Source organism: Acinetobacter sp. AB03 (assembly GCF_058107045.1).
Map to the genome: position 1 here is coordinate 1 of NZ_JBUEBA010000057.1, position 562 is coordinate 562.

Consider the following 562-nt stretch of genomic DNA (forward strand, 5'->3'; position numbering starts at 1 on the left):
ACGCTGTACAGTTGCTCGATTGATGCAAAAGCTAGGTATACAAGGTGTTTGGCGTGGGAAGAATAAACAAACTACCCGTAGCAGAGATGATCAAAAACGAGCAGATGATTTAGTGAAACGGAATTTTAGTGCTGATCAACCTGACCACCTGTGGGTCGCTGACTTCACGTATATTCAAACCAATTCAGGTTGGGTCTATACCGCCTTTATTATTGATGTCTTCTCACGAGCAATTGTTGGATGGAAAGTATCAACACGCATGAATACAGACATGGTCCTGGATGCATTGGAGCAAGCATTGCATGATCGAGGCATGCCAAAGAACGTGATTCATCATAGTGACAGAGGCGTACAGTATCTTTCCATTCGCTATACCAATCGTTTAGAAGCAGCAAATTTACGAGCTTCAGTCGGTACAACGGGTGACTCATACGATAATGCTTTGGCTGAAACGGTGAATGGCTTATACAAAACAGAGGTGATTGAATATTTAAAAGCATATTGGCAAGGTTTAGCAGATGTACAACTTGCGACACTAAACTGGGTAGATTGGTTCAATAAA

Annotated in this window: 1 protein-coding gene; it reads left to right on the forward strand. The window is 42.0% G+C overall.

The features are described from left to right. A partial coding sequence (locus ACY3FQ_RS18140; RefSeq protein ID WP_489774605.1) for an IS3 family transposase occupies positions 1-562 on the forward strand: 562 nt, incomplete at both ends.